11 protein-coding genes and 1 riboswitch are annotated in these 14,530 nt (G+C 55.2%); of the genes, 4 read left to right on the top strand and 7 right to left on the bottom strand.

Going from position 1 to position 14,530, the window contains the following annotated elements:
* Window positions 1–27 precede the first annotated feature (27 nt).
* The 4 genes from hflX to crcB all read right to left on the bottom strand — a co-directional run bounded on the left by hflX (window position 28) and on the right by crcB (window position 3,070).
* Window positions 28–1,362 carry a GTPase HflX gene (gene hflX, locus LG204_RS02170; protein WP_230335740.1) on the bottom strand — a complete coding sequence of 445 codons (1,335 nt, stop codon included), beginning with the start codon at window positions 1,360–1,362 and terminating at the stop codon, window positions 28–30.
* Between the two features lie 68 nt (window positions 1,363–1,430).
* Entirely contained in the window at window positions 1,431–2,306 is an 876-nt protein-coding gene (locus tag LG204_RS02175; RefSeq protein ID WP_230335741.1) for a PA4780 family RIO1-like protein kinase, read from the bottom strand.
* A gap of 52 nt (window positions 2,307–2,358) precedes the next feature.
* The gene (locus LG204_RS02180) at window positions 2,359–2,670 is read right to left on the bottom strand and encodes a DUF190 domain-containing protein (RefSeq protein ID WP_230335742.1); all 312 of its coding nucleotides are present in this window, start codon (window positions 2,668–2,670) and stop codon (window positions 2,359–2,361) included.
* 16 nt (window positions 2,671–2,686) lie between these two features.
* The gene (gene crcB / locus LG204_RS02185; protein WP_230335743.1) at window positions 2,687–3,070 is read right to left on the bottom strand and encodes a fluoride efflux transporter CrcB; all 384 of its coding nucleotides are present in this window, start codon (window positions 3,068–3,070) and stop codon (window positions 2,687–2,689) included.
* A gap of 74 nt (window positions 3,071–3,144) precedes the next feature.
* A riboswitch (Fluoride riboswitch) is annotated at window positions 3,145–3,209 on the bottom strand.
* 210 nt (window positions 3,210–3,419) lie between these two features.
* Here crcB and LG204_RS02190 point away from each other — a divergent pair.
* From LG204_RS02190 to mqo, 3 genes are all read left to right on the top strand, one after another.
* A complete protein-coding gene (locus LG204_RS02190) occupies window positions 3,420–3,839 on the top strand; it encodes a hypothetical protein (protein WP_230335744.1) in 420 nt (139 codons plus the stop codon).
* 12 nt (window positions 3,840–3,851) lie between these two features.
* On the top strand, window positions 3,852–4,364 hold the full coding sequence (locus LG204_RS02195) for a YMGG-like glycine zipper-containing protein (RefSeq protein WP_230335745.1): 513 nt from the start codon (window positions 3,852–3,854) through the stop codon (window positions 4,362–4,364).
* 138 nt (window positions 4,365–4,502) lie between these two features.
* Window positions 4,503–6,014: a malate dehydrogenase (quinone) gene (gene mqo / locus LG204_RS02200; RefSeq protein WP_230335746.1), complete on the top strand. Its 1,512-nt coding sequence runs from the start codon at window positions 4,503–4,505 to the stop codon at window positions 6,012–6,014.
* A gap of 23 nt (window positions 6,015–6,037) precedes the next feature.
* On the opposite strand, the gene LG204_RS02205 is transcribed toward mqo, so the two are convergent.
* Complete coding sequence (locus LG204_RS02205) at window positions 6,038–8,191, bottom strand: glycoside hydrolase family 2 protein (protein ID WP_230335747.1); 2,154 nt, start codon at window positions 8,189–8,191, stop codon at window positions 6,038–6,040.
* Between the two features lie 476 nt (window positions 8,192–8,667).
* The gene (locus LG204_RS02210; RefSeq protein ID WP_230335748.1) at window positions 8,668–9,924 is read right to left on the bottom strand and encodes a multidrug effflux MFS transporter; all 1,257 of its coding nucleotides are present in this window, start codon (window positions 9,922–9,924) and stop codon (window positions 8,668–8,670) included.
* 337 nt (window positions 9,925–10,261) lie between these two features.
* Here LG204_RS02210 and LG204_RS02215 point away from each other — a divergent pair, with 337 nt between their 5' ends.
* Window positions 10,262–13,969: an EAL domain-containing protein gene (locus tag LG204_RS02215; RefSeq protein ID WP_230335749.1), complete on the top strand. Its 3,708-nt coding sequence runs from the start codon at window positions 10,262–10,264 to the stop codon at window positions 13,967–13,969.
* 84 nt (window positions 13,970–14,053) lie between these two features.
* On the opposite strand, the gene LG204_RS02220 is transcribed toward LG204_RS02215, so the two are convergent.
* Complete coding sequence (locus LG204_RS02220) at window positions 14,054–14,521, bottom strand: c-type cytochrome (protein WP_230335750.1); 468 nt, start codon at window positions 14,519–14,521, stop codon at window positions 14,054–14,056.
* Window positions 14,522–14,530 lie beyond the last annotated feature (9 nt).

Here is a 14,530-nt window from a genome sequence, read left to right on the forward strand (position 1 = left end):
CAGCTATCTGAATAAAACTGGAAAAAATTATTCAGATAGTTTTTCCTGCAGTCTTTCTAATACTGACGTTTCCCCACATATCTGGAAGAAGGTCCCTTGCTCATCCGAGCGTTCGCCACGTACCTGGCAGCTAGCGTAGATTTCGCCCAGTAATTGCTGCTTGGCCCAGGGTACGAAAATTTCCGTTTCAATCAGATCCCGCTGAAAAAACTCCACGATCATCTTGTGCAACTTGGAGACATCCTCAGGACGGCGGGCACTCATGACGACACAGTCAGGGTATTGGGTTTTGAGGGCCGCTTCACGCTCGGCTTGGGCATCGGCATCGCCTACATGGTCAATTTTATTGAAGACGCGGATTCGGGGGACATCATCTGCGCTGATTTCCTCAAGCACTTTGTCGGTGACTTCCAGCTGGCGTTCAAAGCCGGGGTCGCTGGCGTCGATCACGTGTAGCAGTAGGGCGGCATCCAGCGCTTCATCCAGTGTGGATTTGAAGGATGCGACCAGACCGTGGGGCAGGTTTTTGATGAAGCCTACGGTATCGCTGACAAGCACGCGCGGCACGCTCTCCGGATAGAGCGTGCGTACGGTGGTGTCCAGTGTGGCAAAAAGCTTGTTGGCCACCAGAACTTCGCTGCCGGTAAGAGCACGCATCAGGGTGGATTTTCCGGCATTGGTATAGCCTACGAGCGCAACGCTGGTGAGGCCTTGCCGTTGTTGCCTTCTGGCACGCTGGGTTTTGCGCTCGGCTTCCATGGCCAATATCTCGAGCTGCAGCTCGGCGATGCGGTCACGTATCTTGCGGCGATCAAGCTCGGTTGAGGATTCACCGGCGCCGCGGCCACCCACACCGCTACGTTGTCGGCCCTGCGGGCCTGCGAGTTTGGCGGCTTCACGCAGTCTCGGCGCCATGTATCCCAGGCGTGCAATCTCAACCTGGGCTTTGGCAGCGCGGGAGCGGGCATTACGGTGAAAGATTTCCAGGATCACCATGGTGCGGTCCATGACTTCACAACCGGTTTCTTTTTCCAGGTTGCGTGCCTGGGAAGGCGAAATCTCATGGTCGACCAGAATTGCTTCTATGAGGTGACTGTCTGCGGGGGCATCTTCCTGTTCGGCGATTTCGTTTTCATGGCTGACCCATGCCTGGATTTCCTGGCGTTTGCCGATGCCGAGGTAGGCAGTGGTATCAAAACTGCCGCGTTTTTGCACAAAGGTATGCACGACATGATAGCCCAGCGTTTTGGCCAGTTCGCGCAGTTCGGTGAGCGATGCTTCAAACTCAATGTCACTGACACTGGGTAATTGCACGGAGGCAACGATGGCGTACTTTGGAGCGTCTTTTACATCTGTTTGCATGGTCAGGGTTAGGGTGCCTTGAAAAAAATCGCCTGAGCGATCAGAAATGCATATTGGGGAAAATAATATTAACTATGCTGCGGTCGGCTTTTATCTGCAGGTGTTTCTGTGGCGCGAGCCTGTTTTTTTTCTTCTTCCTTGCGCACATCATCAATCACCCGCAGCACGCTCTTTAAATCCACCGGCGTGGCATCTGGTGCCACATGCCCAGTGAGTTTGGATTCGATGGTCAGGTCGCCATGAGCATACAGCGCCCAAATTTCCTTGCCATATTGCGTGCCTAGCAGCGAGGGAGCAAAGCGGCCGAAATAGGCGGCAAGATTATCTACATCGCGCTCCAGCATGCTGCTGGCGTGGTTGTTACCGGCTGCGTTAACGGCTTGCGGCAAATCGATGATGACAGGCCCATGGCTGCCCAGCAGGATATTGAATTCGGAAAGGTCGCCATGCACGATACCTGCATTCAGCATGCGGATGACATCCACCAGCAGGCTTTGGTGGTGCTGCAGCGCTTCTTGCTCGGTGAACTCGACATCATTGAGGCGAGGGGCGGCGTGGCCTGCGGCATCCGTTACCAGCTCCATCAGTAACACGCCTTCGTAAAAATTGTATGGCTGGGGCACGCGCACACCAGCCGCGGCCAGGCGATAGAGCGCATCAACCTCGGCACTCTGCCAGGCCTCTTCCTGCAGCTTGCGCCCATAGCGTGAACCTTTACCCATGGCACGGGCCTGACGGCTGCTTTTGACCTTGCGGCCCTCGGTGTAATCCACACTCTGGCGAAAGCTGCGTTTGTCGGCTTCTTTGTATACCTTGGCACAGCGAACATCATCGCCGCAACGAACTACATAGACGGTGGCTTCCTTGCCACTCATGAGCTGGCGTAGCACTTCATCAATCAGCCCATCTTCAATCAGGGGCTCCAGGCGTTTGGGAGGTTTCATGGGCCCCATCATACGGGGGTGCGGGCCCCCCGGCAAACTTGCAGAGGCAGTGTTAACCCGTTGTTCCGAATTCAACCGGGGTTTTAACGTAAAACAGGGAAAGCGCATGTTGCGCTAAAAGTGCAAAAAGCTGGTCTGCCTCATTGCTCTGCACGATCATGATCACTTGCACCGGCTGATCTGCCAACTCAAAAAAATGCGCGGCATGCAAGACGCCATCGTGGCCGTAACCCTGGCTGGCAGGGATAATGGTCGCCCCTTTGATCCCAAGCTTGCGGGCTTCGTCCAGCAGCCAGTCGTGAATGGGGCGCTGTTCGTGATGGCGGTTTTGTGCGGTGTAAAACGGCAGTTGAAATCCTTGCATGGCACACTCCTTTTTCCTAAAGCGATTTGATCGCGTTGATGGTGGCAAAGCCGAGCAGCGTCATGCTGATAGAGCCGACCACATGCAGCAGAATGGCAGCGCCCGCCCAGCTTAGGCGACCTTGTTGCAGCAGGGCGGTAACTTCCGCCGAGAAAGTGGAAAATGTGGTGAGACCGCCCAGAAATCCGGTAATCGCAAACAAGCGCCATTCTGGAGATAGTTGCGGCAGGCTGGCAAACAAGGCCAGCAGCAGGCCAATAAGATAACCACCTATAAGGTTGGCAGCCAGTGTGCCTGGCGGTATGGTGGGGAAGATGGCATTAAGTGCCGAACCAAGCCACCAGCGGGATACAGCACCCAGTGCAGCGCCCAGGCCGATAACGAAAATTGAGTTAAGCATGAAAACTGTCCTTCAAGATGGGCTGATTGCAAAGCCGGGACAGGGGGCGTGCACCTACGCACCCTGGCCAGGGTGTTCTCGTAGGCATCATCAGCTGCAAGGCAGCGGTTAAGGGAGGAATGCCATCTCCACCGCTTGTAGTATAGCCGCGCCCTTAAAAAAAATCTAACTGCCAAGAGAAGGGCATCACCCGCTTGAAAAAGTGACATTAAAAGTTGGATTAACTTCATAAGTTTATGATTTATAGGTGAATTGTTTACATAACTTTACACGGGATACCAGAACTGCACGGCCGGGGGTCCAGTCTTATTTGTAACCCGCATTTCGACGGGTAGACAGGATTAACAATATGCATGGCTTTAAAAATATTATCTTGGCTGTCAGCGTTGCTGCCGGTTTGCTGGGTAGCGGAGTGGCATTGGCAGATCGCGGCCATTTCCATGGCAATGTTGGCGTTTATGTAGGGCCGGGCTTTGGCCCCGGTTGGGGACCGGGCTGGGGACCGTATTACCCACGTCCGTATTATTACGACCCTTATTACTATGGCTATCCAGTTCCGCCACCTATCATCGTGCGCCCAGCGCCGCAGCCTGAAGTGTATGTGGAGCAACCACAAGCGCAGGTTGCACCGGCACAGGCGCCAGCCGCCCCCGCGACCGATAATTACTGGTACCACTGCGCGCAGCCTGAGGGCTATTACCCGTACGTGAAGGAATGCTCACAAGGCTGGCAAAAGGTGGCTCCGCAACCACCGGCACCGGCCAAGTAGCGAGGGAACATCATGAAGATCCCATTATATGTATTGCTGGGCGGTGGCCTGGTTGTGAGTGGTTGCGTCACCGTGCCGGATGGGCCTAGTCGCATGGCCCTGCCTGGCAGTACCAAAACCTTTGACCAGTTCAGGGCCGATGACGCCAGTTGCCGCCAATACGGCCTTCAGCAAAGCGGAGCCTCGGCCAAACAGGCCGGAGACGATAGCTTGGTGAAAAGTGCGGCCGTCGGCACGGCAGTTGGTGCAGTGCTTGGGGCTGCCATCGGTGGGCATGGGGCAACAGCCGTAGGTGCGGGTACCGGCTTGCTGGTAGGGACTGCGGCCGGTGCGGATGCTGCACAAGCCTCATCGTATACCGTGCAGCAACGCTACGATAATGCGTATTTGCAATGCATGTATGCCAAGGGGCATCAGGTGCCAGTAGCAGCCAGCGAAGCAAATCAACGCCGTGTGGTGCAGAGCTACACCCCGCCACCGCCCGCTTACTATCCACCGCCACCTCCTCCACCTGGGTATTACTGAGCGGATTCTTTTCTAACAGTTGGACGTCATCAGGGCTGCATGCTGAAAGGTATGCAGCCTTTCTCACGCAGGTCGGTACCGAGCAGGCCTTGCCCCAAGCAGTTATAATAGCGCCGCTATTCATCATGCAATGGACGGATGCGCGTTAAGCGCTTGGGGAGAGACGTGACAGACAGGCAGGTAGATATTTTGTTGGTAGGCGGTGGCGTCATGAGCGCGACCTTGGGCACCATGCTGCAACAGCTGGATCCCACCTTGACCATCTTGATGGTGGAACGCCTGCCGCAGGTCGCCGCCGAAAGCTCGGATGGCTGGAATAACGCCGGTACCGGCCATGCCGGCTATTGTGAGTTGAATTACACCCCCCAATTGGCAGATGGCAAAGTAGAGATCAAGCGTGCCCTGAGCATTAACGCAGCTTTTGAAGTCTCGTTGCAATTCTGGTCTTGGTTGGTAGAGAACGATCTATTGCCCGAGCCCCAACAATTTATTCGTCCCACCCCACATGAAAGCTTTGTCTGGGGCGCTGAAAACGTCGAATTTTTACGTCAGCGTCATGTAGCGCTTAGCCAGCATCCTTTGTTCAAGGATATGGAGTTCAGTGATGATCCACGCGTGATTGCGGAGTGGATGCCATTGGTGATGGGTGATCGCCCGGCCTCGCAGCCAGTAGCAGCCACGCGTGTGGCCTATGGCAGCGATATTGATTTTGGCGCATTGACGCGCCAGCTGGTGCAGTCCCTACAAACACGTACAGGATTTGAGCTCAAGACCAATACCGGCGTCAAAAGCCTCCGTCAGCTCCATAATGGCCGCTGGCGCGTGCAACTGAAAGGCAAACAAGCCGCCGATAACCAGATCGTCGAGGCAGGCTTTGTATTTCTGGGCGCTGGCGGTGGTGCGCTGCCTTTGCTGCAAAAGTCGGGCATTCCCGAAGCGCGCGGCTATGGTGGCTTTCCGGTCAGTGGCTTGTGGCTGGTCTGCAACAAGCCCGAGATCATCCGTCAGCATCAGGCCAAGGTCTATGGCAAGGCCCCGCTGGGTGCGCCGCCCATGTCGGTGCCGCATCTCGATACCCGCTATATTGATGGCAAGCCCGCCTTGCTGTTTGGTCCTTATGCCGGGTTTACCACCAAGTTTCTCAAGCAAGGCTCATGGCTGAACCTGCCAGCCTCGGTGAAGCCACGCAATCTCAAATCCATGCTGGGTGCCGGTCGGCATAATCTTGATCTGACGCGGTATCTGATCGGCGAGGTTTTTCAGTCACACAGCAAGCGGGTAGAGGCTCTGCGCCAGTTTTACCCGCAAGCGCGCGATGAAGACTGGACGCTCGCCAAGGCCGGACAGCGCGTGCAGATTATCAAGCGCTGTGACGATAAAGGCGGCAAGCTCGAATTCGGCACGGAGATTGTCGCCTCGGCGGATGGCACGCTGGCAGCATTGCTGGGAGCTTCGCCCGGGGCATCTACCTCGGTACAGGCCATGCTGGATGTATTGCAGCGCTGTTTCAAGGCGCGCCTGCAAGAGACGGCATGGCAACAGCAATTGAAAGCCATGGTGCCATCTTGGGGCGAGTCTTTGATTGAGGATGCGGCATTGCTCGCGCAAGTGCGTACTCGCACCTTGCGCACCCTCAAGCTGCAAAGCTGATCAGGTAGCGGTGGTGTTGCTGGTCAAGGCGTGACGCTGAACCGGAACCGGTTGCTCCCAAGGCGTTTGCCTTGGCTATCCTGTAACTCGGCCTGCAACTCGTACTGCCCTGGCTTGGGTTGTTCCAGACGGTAATCTTCCAGCTTTTTGCCGCTGTCCGCGGCCATATCCAGCATCCACTCGCGTTGATCCACTGCCTGGCCATCCCGTAACAGGCTGATGGTGTACTTCGCCTGAGGATAAGGCTGCCAAAGATCATTGATGGCCCACAGGCCGATGATGATGGTTTCGCCACTCGCGTATTGGTCTTTTACCCATTGCAGGCTGGGAAGCACTGGCTGAAAGGCCGTACGCAAGGCGTCATAGCCGGGTTTTGGCTGGCGCCAGTAATCCACCACCCCCCAGTTGATGGAGGGCCAGTTTTCCACAAACATGAACTGGAAAATGGCGGATACTGGCGCATAGCGCTGGCGCCGGTAGTTTTCAGCAGCAAATTGAATCAAGCGCGATTGATAGGCCTGCGTGTTTTCCATCAGTTCTTGCACGTTGTTGCCGCGCGGCACATGGGCAATATTGAAGGTCTCATGCGGCTGAAAATTATGGAATTGCCATTTTTCCCATTGCGGTTCGGTTTGCGGCCACATCTCAGCTTCGCTAAACAAACGCTTGAGGCTGCTCATCACCGGCAAGGCCTGCGCACCAAATTCAGTAATCCAGGGGTTGGGGGCAGGGCGGGCAAAGGCATGCCAGTTGTCGGAATACCAGCCTAGCCACTCATGCTCCTTGGTGCCGGATTCACGGCGCGTGATGCGGGTATCGTCGAGGGCACGTACATCCTGGTAGAGCGCATTATCCAGCGCGAGGTTCTGATCTGCGCGGTAGTCCGGATACTTGCTGACCATCCATGGCGAATCCCACGGCGGCTCGTTGTGCATGGTCCAGGAGACGACAGAGGGGTGGTGGTACAGGGTTCGCACCATGTCAGCAGCCTGGGCGCGTGCGGTGCGATGAAAAGCGTCGTCATCGCTGTATCCCCAGAGTAGCGGGAAATCCTGCATCACCAGCATGCCATTGCGATCGCAGGCCTCGTAAAAGGCCGCAGATGCGATATGGGCATGCACCCGGATCGCGTTCACATGGGCGTCGCGCATCATGCGGATATCGCGCTCGTAACGATCAGGCGTCATTTCTGCCAGCCACTGGCTGCCAATATAGTTGGTGCCACGCATGAACATGCGATGGTTATTGATATACCACTGCTGTGTGGTTTCATCGACACGCACCTCGCGCAAGCCCAGCACCTGTTCGCGTGCATCCAATACCCGACCATTGTTGGTGATGCGCAGCTTGAATCGATACAGATTAGGTTTGCCATAGTCGGCTGGCCACCAAAGCTCGGGCTGGGTGAGTGCATACTGCAAGGGAAAGGTCTGGCTACCAGGCTTTAACTTAAGCGGCTGGGCAAAGCGATAGCTGCGGCCTTCAAAATTTTCTGGCACCAGCTCGGCTTCGACCTGTACCAAGGTTTCATGTGAAACATCGCTGGCTACCGCCACTTCCCCATCCAGGCGCCAAGCATTGCCATGGCGGCGTGGTGTCAGCTTGAGGCCCTGTACGGCAAGCTGATCGCTGAAGGCGATGGTGACCGGCGCCCAGATACCGCCGGTGTTCTGTTCTTGCCCACGCGGCGACCAAGCGCCCCCGGGGCGGGTGTCATGGTGACTGAATATTCCCTTCACCAATCGTTTATGCAAAGACCAATCTTCCGGTTTTTCCAGCGGGCTATCTACCAGCACGGTAATGACATTATCGCCATCGCGCAAATGGGGGGTGATATCAAATGAAAATGGCTGGAAGTAACCTTCGTGGTGGCCAAGGTACTGCCCATTGACCCAGACATCCGCCAGATAATCTACGCCTTCAAACTTCAGCTCGGCATGCTTGCCACGGGTGCTGTCATCCAGCCTGAAGTGCGTGCTATACCAGGCTTGGCCGGAGATATCCTGGCCTTGCCTGAACCAGTTGTCTGGCACGTTGATCGTCTTCCAGCCTTCTGCAGGCGGGGTCATGCTCGGCGTGACGGGGACGCGGTTGATGGGCATGAATTGCCAACGGCCAGATAAATCCAGTACTTGGGGGCCGCTTGATGGTGCGGAATGCGCAAGCTTAGGTGCCATGATCAGCCAGCAGGCTGCAACCAGCATCAAAAAAAAGGCGGCAGACCCAAGCGGGCGCCCGTTGTGAATGTTCTTTATCAACGTGTATCCCAGTCGAGCCTGTTAATGTGAAGTGATCGTTGAGGGTAAAGCGGAAAGGGGCGAGCCCCTGATAAAACACAGGCGCCCCACGCTTGCAGGCGCCCGATACTGCTGCAGCCAGCTTATTCTGCGATTCTAGCAGGCTCGCGATGCAGGTAAGATTTTGCAACACGCTTAACGATATAACCAACCACCAAAGTCTTGATCAATAATCTCATGATGCTCTCCTTGTGATGAGTGACGAAGTCGGTGAAAAACCAACATAACGTCTGAGTACATTATTGCGAGTAAGTTGCCGCTATCTGATCCATGCGGCAACAATGAAAGCTCAGTTTAGTGTGCCATGGGTGGCCTGCCTATCGGGGCTGGTCTGACATGGCTGTCGGACTAGTGCTTTATTTAATGGCTTCCCAGGCATTGAGTTTCTCCGCCTCCAGCTGCTGGCTATGGCGATAATAGCGTTGCCCGGCTAGCCATAACACCAGGCCGACCAGGCTGAATCCCAGTTGACCACCCGCGAGCCACAGGACCGAGTGCGACAGCATAGGAGCAAGTCCGCCGGCGACTACTGCCGACAGCATGGTTTGGGTAAAGGATTGGCACGAGGCCACAGTACCGCGGATGGCGGGGAAGAGATCCAGCACAAATAGGGTGATACCCGGTGCCGCCATGGACATGCCTATGGTATAGAAAAAGAGCGGCATTACCGACCACGGCAGGGCAGGTGGGAAAATGGCATGGTAAATCACGTTGGCCAGGCTGGCGCCCACCATGAAGATAAAGCCAATGTGAACCTGGCGTTGCACGGGCAATTTACCCGCCATGCGATTGGCGGCGAGTGCTCCCAGAAAAATACCCGACACGGCTGGAATAAACTGCCAGCCAAACTGGTCAGGCCCCAGATGCAAATGCTGTGTGAGAAACACTGGCGCCGCCGCCACATACAAAAACAGACCGGCGAAATTGAATGCCAGCGTACCGGACTTCAATTGGAACAATGGCGAACGAAATACCTGCTTGTAGCTGGCCCATAAAAAATGCGGATTGAATGGCTGGCGTTTGCCTAATGGCAGGGTTTCTGGCAACAACTTATAGCAGGCCCAGAACAGCAGGATGGTGTAGACAAACAAAACCAGGAAGATAGTGCGCCAATCAAACCATTTCACAATCCAGCCGCCGAGGATGGGCGCGATGGCCGGGGCAATGGAAAAGATCATGGTCACCAGCGATAGCAGCCGTGCGGCGGGCACATCGTCGTAGCGATCGCGAATGATGGCACGCCCCACCACCACGCCCGCACCCGCGGAAACCCCCTGCAAAATGCGGAATGCCCACAGGTATTCCACGCTGTGGGCGGCAGCGCAGCCCAGCGAACCAATGGCAAATACGGCCAGCGCCACCAGCACAATATTGCGACGGCCAAAGGCATCGGAGAGCGCACCATGCCAGAGGATCATGACAGCGAAGGCAAACATGTAGGCCGTCAGAGTTTGTTGCACCTCGATTGGCGTGGCGTTGATGGAATCCTGAATGGCCGGAAAGGCGGGCAGATAGGTATCCACTGAAAAAGGCCCCAGCATGGCAAGCGCAGCGAGAAGTATGGCTAAGGTGGTCGAGCTGGAGAATAATTTATTGCGCGGAATCAGTGGCATATATCCATGGCAGGGGCGATTGCCCGGTTAGGTTATTGTTGGCAAAGGGAGTGACTGGACAAGGCCTTACACATGCTGGGTTGGTCAATTTGAATAAGAAAAAGTTTAAACCTCGCCGCGTATTCTAACCACGTATGGTGTCGGGAGAGCAGGGTGTCAGGCCTGGTCATTTTACCCTGCCCAGCGCGTATTTAAATTGGACACTCGTCAGCAATTGGGATAGTTTTATAAGGGGTTGTTTGCATAATAAGTTCTTGCGTCATGTAGATCGCGAACCGGGGAATTATTCCAGCGAATTTCATGACCATGAGAATAATGGGAAGAACACAGCGCAATGATGACCACATATCTTCTTGACGCCCAGAAGGCACTGGCAGAGAGCAAACATTTGCTCGCCATGGCGGGTGAGCTGGCGTCAATCAGCATGGCGATCGTTGATACGGACGGTCACTGGCTGGCTGCCAATGGCCCTTGCTGCCAGCAACTGGGCTATGAAGAATCGGAGTTACTCAAAACCAGTTATTGCGAGCTGGTGCACCCTGAAGATTGGCAAGCGGAAAAGCTGACGTGGCGCGAGGTATTGGCGGCATGTTGTGCGCAACCACTGGAGCACAGGTTCAAACATCGTTCCGGTCGCCATGTCTGGCTCAGCAGCGCTTTCTCTCCCATACGTTCCCAAGACAATACCCTCCTGTTTTATCTCCTTCGCATTGAAAATATCACCGACCGCAAACTGGGCGAACAACATCGTGTGTTGATGAATTTTGCGCTTAACCAGGTCACTGAAGCCGCGTATTTGCTGGATGAAAATGAGCGCCTGACCTATGTGAATGATGCCGCCTGCAATGCCCTGGGCTACAGCCGTGAAGAGCTGCTGCACATGGAGATGGGGGAAATACATAGTGACGGGTGGCCGGAAATAACCAGGACAGCCCTGGACAATACCGCGTCTCATCTAGTGGTAGAGACCATGCATAGGCGCAAGGATGGCAGCCAGTTTCCGGTGGAAATTCATGCCAGCCTGTTTGAGTATGAAGGCGTTCCCTATCGGCTGGTCATGGTGCGCGATATCAACGACCGCAAAGAGACCGAACAGCAATTACGCAGTCAGGAGCAGCTCTACCACACGCTGGTGGATCATTTGCCTGATCCGGTTATTCGTTACGACAGCGAAGGCAAGCGTGTATTTTTGAATCCGGTGGCTGAGGCTTTGTTACAGCGGCCAATCGCCGAGTTGCTGGGTAAAACCAGTCTGGAGCTGAATCCGGCATCGCAGGCCTTGCAGGACTATGTGGCGCGAGTAAAGCAGGTGATCGCGAGCGGGCAGGAGTGCGACTTTGATTTTTTTATGGACAGGCAACCCACGGATAGCCAAGTCCACAACAAAGTGATTGCCGTACGCATGGTGCCAGAGCATGATGCTTCGGGGCAGATCTCCGGCGTATTGGCCGTGGGGCGCGATGTGAGCCTGCTGAACGAGGCCACGCGCAAGCTCAGTACCTTGCTGGAAAATATCCCGGATCTTATTGCACGCTTTGATCTGCAAGGCCGCTATCTGTATGTAAACCCGGTTTTTTGCGAAACGTTTCAGACCAGGGCCCCCGACCTGATCGGGCAGCAGAGTGTTAGCTGGCCAGGTATTGTGGGACAGGACGCTCCCATTTTGAAATCGATTCAGGAAGTTGCCCAACGCGAAGAAGCCATCACTGTCGTCTTGGATGTCACCATGCATGGCAAGCCGAGTTATCTGGAGTGGCGCCTGATTCCGGAAAGTGATCAGCAGGGCCGCGTGGTCAGTGTGCTGGCGGTTGGGCGTGACATGACGCAGCTGCGCATGCATGAGCGCCTGGAGCAGATGCGCTTACTGATTCTGGAATCGCTCGCGCATGGTGACGCTTTCTCCAGCGTGCTGGATCTGGTCACACGCTACATGGAGCAAGCCAAGCCCGGCTTTTTATGCAGCATCATGCTGCTCGATAGCACGGGCACGCGCTTGTTCTGTACCCATGCGCCCAGCCTCCCGGCTGAATTTGTGGCTGCGGTGGATGGGGTTACCATCGGCATGGGCGTAGGTTCTTGCGGAACAGCGGCGGTGTTGCAAGAGCGGGTGCTGGTGGATGATATATGCACCCATCCTTATTGGGCACCTTATAAAGAGATCGCCTTGGCTGCGAATTTGCTGGCGTGCTGGTCTGAACCCATTTTTGATTCAGGCCACCGCTTGCTGGGCACCTTTGCCATCTATCGACGCGAGGTAGGGGCGCCCAGTGCAGAAGACCTCAACTTCATTCATCAGGCTAGCCATCTGGTGGCCATCGCCATTGAGCGGCATCGTTCGGATACCCAGTTGCAGGAGCGTGAACGCGAACTTCGTTCATTGCTGGATAATTCCCCCGATACGATAACCCGCTACGATGCCAATTGCAGGCGTCTTTATGTCAATCAGCGCATGCTGGAATACTTTGATACCACCCCCGAAGTGGTCCTGCATACCACGCCAAGCGACTTTCCCGGTGGTACGGTGACGGTGGAATATGAGGCACGTATCCGGCAGGCTTTTCTTTCTGGCCAGCCGGATGAGCTGGAGCTTCCGCTGAAAGCGTCGAATGGAAAGCTATTGGTGCGGCATATCCGAATGATGCCGGAGTTTAACCCTGATGGTACCGTGGCCAGCGTGCTGGCAGTAGGGCGTGATATTACGGAAATCGTGGAATACCGGCAGCGTATTCATGACATGGCGTTTTATGATGCGCTGACCCGCTTGCCTAATCGCGCCATGTTGCTGGAGCAGATGCGCAGCGGGATATTGGCAGCCACAGATGCAAGTCAGATCTTTAGCCTGATGGTGCTGGATCTGGACCGGTTCAAGCAGATCAACGAAACCCTGGGGCACAGTACCGGCGATTTATTGTTATGTGAGGCGGCGGCGCGTTTGCAGGATCATCTGCGCGAAGGCGACATGATTGCCCGCATGGGCGGCGATGAGTTTGTGCTGATGTTGAGGCCGGGCGATGCGGAGCCTGAATTGATTGCCATGGCACAGACTTTGATCCAGGCTTTCCGCCAGCCATTTCTGGTGGCGGGCCGGGAGCTGTTTGTGTCAACCAGCGTTGGCATTGCCCGCTACCCGACGGATAGCCAGGATGCCGATACCCTGCTAAAATTTGCTGATACCGCCATGTATCACGCCAAGGCCCAGGGACGTAACAACTTTCAGTTTTATGTCAGTGCGCTGACCGAGGTTTCATCTGCCCGGATTGAGCTTGAAACCATGATGCGCCGGGCCATTCAGCAACAGGAGCTGGAGCTCTATTACCAGCCGCAATGGGATCTGCTGGAAAACCGGATTGTGGGGGTAGAGGCCCTGTTGCGCTGGAACCAGAGCGAGCATGGCCTCATGATGCCCAATGTATTTATTCCGGTAGCCGAGGAAACCGGGATGATCATCGAGCTTGGAGAGTGGGTGCTCACAACAGCTTGCAGGCAGGCCGTGCAATGGAACAGGGGCAAGGATGTTCCATTGAAGATCGCGGTGAATCTTTCTACCCGCCAGTTTATTCAAAACCCATTGCTTGCCTCTGTCACCCGCATCTTGCAAGAAACTGGCTGCCGTCCTGAATGGATCAAGCTGGAAATCACCGAAAGCCTGCTGCTGGAAAGCAACCTCGATATTCTCAATACCTTGAACGCATTTGATGCCATGGGGCTGGTGATTTCGATCGATGATTTTGGCACCGGGTATTCGGCACTAAGCTATCTCAACCGTTTTCCGGTCAAGCAGATCAAGATTGATCGCAGCTTCGTCAAAGATGTGCCACATGACACGCACAAATCAGAACTGGTGAAAGCCATGATCTCCATTGCCCATGTGCTGAATCTGGATGTTGTGGCGGAGGGCGTGGAAACCCAAGTGCAATCCGACTATCTCAAGGCATCGGGTTGCCGTGCGGTACAGGGCTATTTTTATGGGAGGCCCATGCCGCTGGCGGCACTGGAAGCGGTGTTACGTGAGCAGAGTCTGGGCCACAAGCCTGCTGACATATAAAAAAGGCCGGGTAAACAGGTTTACCCGGCCAACGCTATGGATATGCCAAATGGAGATAAGGCATAAACTTGCTACAGCAAACTGTTAATGCTTGACCGCGTTGCTGCGCAGAAACGCGACCACTTTGAGAACTTCGTCCGGGCTAAGCCCTTGGGTCGGATCATCCGGTACCATGGCTCCGGCGCCTTTTGCCCCCATGCCACCAGCCGTGCCGGCCCAGATTGTTTCGAAAATGCCTTGATCGTTGGCATTCTTGGTGTAGTTCCATCTGTCGTCGATCAGGTTGGGGCCGACAGCACCTTCGCCTTTTGCGCCATGACAAGCGGTGCAGCTATACATCTGAAAAATTTTCTTGCCGGTCTTGATGGCATCGGCATTACCCAGATAGGTGTTTTTGCCGGAACTCATGAATTCCTTGGCGGCAGGGGTATCAAACATCGCGCCGGGAATCGCCAGCGGTTTGTTGTCTATGGTGGATACCAGGCTGATGCCAGCGTTACCTGCGTAAGGCAGGGCGATAGCCAACAAGGCGATATAGCGTAGTTTCATCATGTTGCTCTC

Origin of the sequence: Methylovorus menthalis (assembly GCF_020523625.1) — a bacterium.
Classification (GTDB): domain Bacteria; phylum Pseudomonadota; class Gammaproteobacteria; order Burkholderiales; family Methylophilaceae; genus Methylovorus; species Methylovorus menthalis.

Bases quoted from the DNA above. Each gene is read 5' to 3' on its own strand.
- LG204_RS02210 (WP_230335748.1), bottom strand. From the start codon at position 9,924: ATGCCACTGATTCCGCGCAATAAATTATTCTCCAGCTCGACCACCTTA.
- LG204_RS02205 (WP_230335747.1), bottom strand. From the start codon at position 8,191: ATGGCACCTAAGCTTGCGCATTCCGCACCATCAAGCGGCCCCCAAGTA.
- hflX (WP_230335740.1), bottom strand. From the start codon at position 1,362: ATGCAAACAGATGTAAAAGACGCTCCAAAGTACGCCATCGTTGCCTCC.
- LG204_RS02220 (WP_230335750.1), bottom strand. From the start codon at position 14,521: ATGATGAAACTACGCTATATCGCCTTGTTGGCTATCGCCCTGCCTTAC.
- LG204_RS02175 (WP_230335741.1), bottom strand. From the start codon at position 2,306: ATGAAACCTCCCAAACGCCTGGAGCCCCTGATTGAAGATGGGCTGATT.
- LG204_RS02195 (WP_230335745.1), top strand. From the start codon at position 3,852: ATGAAGATCCCATTATATGTATTGCTGGGCGGTGGCCTGGTTGTGAGT.
- LG204_RS02215 (WP_230335749.1), top strand. From the start codon at position 10,262: ATGACCACATATCTTCTTGACGCCCAGAAGGCACTGGCAGAGAGCAAA.
- crcB (WP_230335743.1), bottom strand. From the start codon at position 3,070: ATGCTTAACTCAATTTTCGTTATCGGCCTGGGCGCTGCACTGGGTGCT.
- mqo (WP_230335746.1), top strand. From the start codon at position 4,503: ATGCGCGTTAAGCGCTTGGGGAGAGACGTGACAGACAGGCAGGTAGAT.
- LG204_RS02180 (WP_230335742.1), bottom strand. From the start codon at position 2,670: ATGCAAGGATTTCAACTGCCGTTTTACACCGCACAAAACCGCCATCAC.
- LG204_RS02190 (WP_230335744.1), top strand. From the start codon at position 3,420: ATGCATGGCTTTAAAAATATTATCTTGGCTGTCAGCGTTGCTGCCGGT.